Raw genomic sequence first — 2,893 nt, 5'->3', positions numbered from 1 at the left:
GCCTAGCATTCACCTTCCGGCCGCCCGCTAGCGGACCCTGGTCAGGTTCCGCGAAGGTGGGCGCAGACATGCTGGGCTCGTCAGGATCAAACTGCACTATGAGGCGGCGGTTCATACCGCGCCAGGGGAGCGAATGGACAGCGAGGAGCCTCCGAACGTTCGGGTCGCCTGCTCGGGTGATATCGACGAGGTTGTGCGGCTGATGCACGACGCTGCGGCGTGGATGTCCGCCAAGGGAACGCCCGCCTGGGACGTCGCGCGGATCGACCGGACATTCGCGGAGACCTTCGTCCTGAGATCCGAGCTCCTAGGGATCGCCTCAGAAAACGGAAAATAAAGCACGCTAAGCCGTAAGTAAGCGTGCTCCTGTGAAAGCCACAGCTAAAACTGCGTAGTACACATAGAGGTATTTTTTTCTAGATTTATATCGAATTTCGTTATCGAATTTCGCTTATTATTGATCAACTCGTTGCAGATCATGAAGGCGAAAGTATGACGAATAACCCTACCGATGACAGCAGACCATGGTCGGTCTTTCTTATTTTTCTGCGGCTTGGATTGACATCTTTTGGCGGCCCCATTGCGCACTTGGGCTACTTCCGCGCCGAATTTGTCACACGGCGGCGCTGGCTCTCCGAACGGAGCTATGCTGACTTGGTCGCGCTTTGTCAGTTCTTGCCAGGGCCTGCAAGCAGCCAGGTCGGCATAGCGGTAGGACTGTCTCGGGCTGGATACAGCGGGGCGCTGGCTGCTTGGGCTGGCTTCACGCTGCCGTCTGCCATAGCCTTGATCCTTTTTGCGCTCGGCATCTCCAGCTATGGCGATTACGTCTCGCAGGGCGCGTTGCATGGCTTAAAAGTGGTGGCTGTGGCCGTGGTCGCTCAAGCAGTATGGGGCATGGCGCGTAACCTATGCACGGATGGGCTGCGAGTCACCATCATGGCAATTGCTACCTGCGTCGTTTTACTTGTGCCGTCCGCGTGGGGACAGGTTGGCGTGATTGCTATCGCAGGCATCGCAGGCCGGTTATTGTTCAAGCCAGCGAAAGTTGTTGAGCATGACCCCCTACCTATCACGGTCAGTCACCGGGCCGGCGTGCTTTGGCTCTCGCTGTTCTTTGTCTTGCTGATTGGCCTGCCGGTGTTGGCCGAACTGATGCCAAGTCAAACCATGGCAATGGTGGATTCCTTCTATCGTGTCGGATCACTGGTGTTCGGCGGTGGTCACGTTGTGCTGCCATTACTGCAAGCCGAAGTGGTGCCCTCCGGCTGGGTCAACAATGAATCCTTTCTCGCGGGGTACGGGGCAGCTCAAGCGGTGCCCGGCCCTTTGTTCACGTTCGCCGCGTTTCTTGGTGCCTCGATGAACACCGCCCCGTCGGGCTGGATCGGCGGCATTGTGTGTCTGCTGGCTATCTTCGCGCCCTCGTTCTTGCTGGTCGTCGGATCAATGCCATTTTGGGAGCGTTTGCGCCGCAATACAGGCATCCAAGCTGCGCTGGCCGGGATCAATGCCGCTGTAGTCGGCTTGCTGCTGGCCGCGCTGTATCAGCCTGTATGGACTAGCGCCATCTTTCAGCCGCAAGACTTCGGCTTGGCATTAGTTGCCCTTGTCGCACTTATGTTCTGGAAGCTCCCGCCGTGGCTGGTTGTCCTCGGTAGCGGTGCAGCTGGGTGGCTGTTGAGCGTCGCTCTGTGAGGCACAAAAAATGACTGACAAAGACCTCTACGGCGGTTTGATCCGCCTGCACATCCTTCACCATGCAGCCGAGGAACCTGTCTTTGGGCTGGGGATCATCGAAGAGCTACGCCGACACGGCTACGAGATGAGCGCTGGCACCGTGTACCCGATGCTGCACGGCCTGGAAAAAAAAGGCTATCTGACCTCACGCCACGAACGCACCGGGCGACGTGAACGGCGTGTTTATGACATCACTGAACAAGGCAGAACTGCACTTGCTGATGCGAAAACAAAGGTCAAGGAGCTGTTCGGAGAGTTGGTAGAAGGTGGTTGAGTTTTTGCTTCTATGTCAGGTTGAGCTATACCCTAACTGGATTGTCATTTTCAGAAGACGACTGCACCAGTTGATTGGGCGTAATGGCTGTTGTGCAGCCAGCTCCTGACAGTTCAATATCAGAAGTGATCTGCACCAATCTCGACTATGCTCAATACTCGTGTGCACCAAAGCGAGGTGAGCATGGCGACGGACACCCCACGGATTCCAGAACAAGGCGTGGCCACTCTGCCTGATGAGGCTTGGGAGCGTGCGCGCCGTCGTGCGGAGATCATCAGTCCGTTGGCGCAGTCGGAGACGGTCGGGCACGAAGCGGCCGATATGGCGGCTCAGGCGCTGGGCTTGTCTCGGCGCCAGGTATACGTTCTGATCCGGCGTGCCCGGCAAGGCAGCGGCCTCGTGACGGATCTGGTGCCCGGCCAGTCCGGTGGAGGTAAAGGTAAGGGGCGCTTGCCGGAACCGGTCGAGCGCGTCATCCACGAGCTACTGCAAAAGCGGTTCCTGACCAAGCAGAAGCGCAGCCTAGCGGCCTTTCACCGCGAAGTCACTCAGGTGTGCAAGGCTCAAAAACTGCGAGTGCCGGCGCGCAATACCGTGGCCTTACGGATCGCTAGCCTTGACCCGCGCAAGGTCATCCGCCGGCGGGAAGGCCAGGATGCCGCTCGTGACCTACAAGGTGTGGGCGGCGAGCCTCCTGCCGTGACCGCGCCGCTGGAGCAGGTGCAGATAGACCATACGGTCATCGACCTGATCGTGGTCGATGACCGCGACCGGCAACCTATTGGCCGCCCGTACCTGACCCTCGCCATCGACGTGTTCACCCGCTGCGTGCTCGGCATGGTCGTCACGCTGGAAGCGCCGTCTGCCGTTTCGGTTGGC

At 58.8% G+C, this 2,893-nt stretch carries 4 protein-coding genes; all 4 read left to right on the top strand.

Translation table 11 applies throughout. The features are described 5' to 3' along the window. The first annotated feature begins 133 nt into the window (after nucleotides 1–133). A complete protein-coding gene (locus RTW80_RS23665; RefSeq protein WP_000376616.1) occupies nucleotides 134–337 on the top strand; it encodes a hypothetical protein in 204 nt (67 codons plus the stop codon). A gap of 155 nt (nucleotides 338–492) precedes the next feature. Further along, nucleotides 493–1,698 (top strand): chromate efflux transporter, encoded by a 1,206-nt coding sequence (chrA, locus tag RTW80_RS23660; protein ID WP_000184001.1) that lies wholly within the window; start codon nucleotides 493–495, stop codon nucleotides 1,696–1,698. Nucleotides 1,699–1,708: 10 nt separating this feature from the next. Next, on the top strand, nucleotides 1,709–2,014 hold the full coding sequence (locus RTW80_RS23655; RefSeq protein WP_000130000.1) for a PadR family transcriptional regulator: 306 nt from the start codon (nucleotides 1,709–1,711) through the stop codon (nucleotides 2,012–2,014). A 183-nt stretch (nucleotides 2,015–2,197) separates the two neighbouring features. Next, nucleotides 2,198–2,893, top strand: a 696-nt coding sequence (locus RTW80_RS23645; RefSeq protein WP_312720472.1) for a DNA-binding domain-containing protein, incomplete at its 3' end; no start/stop codon positions are given.

Source organism: Escherichia sp. AM3 (assembly GCF_032029835.1).
GTDB classification, from domain to species: domain Bacteria; phylum Pseudomonadota; class Gammaproteobacteria; order Enterobacterales; family Enterobacteriaceae; genus Escherichia; species Escherichia coli.
This window is presented reverse-complemented; position numbering and strand designations above follow the sequence as displayed.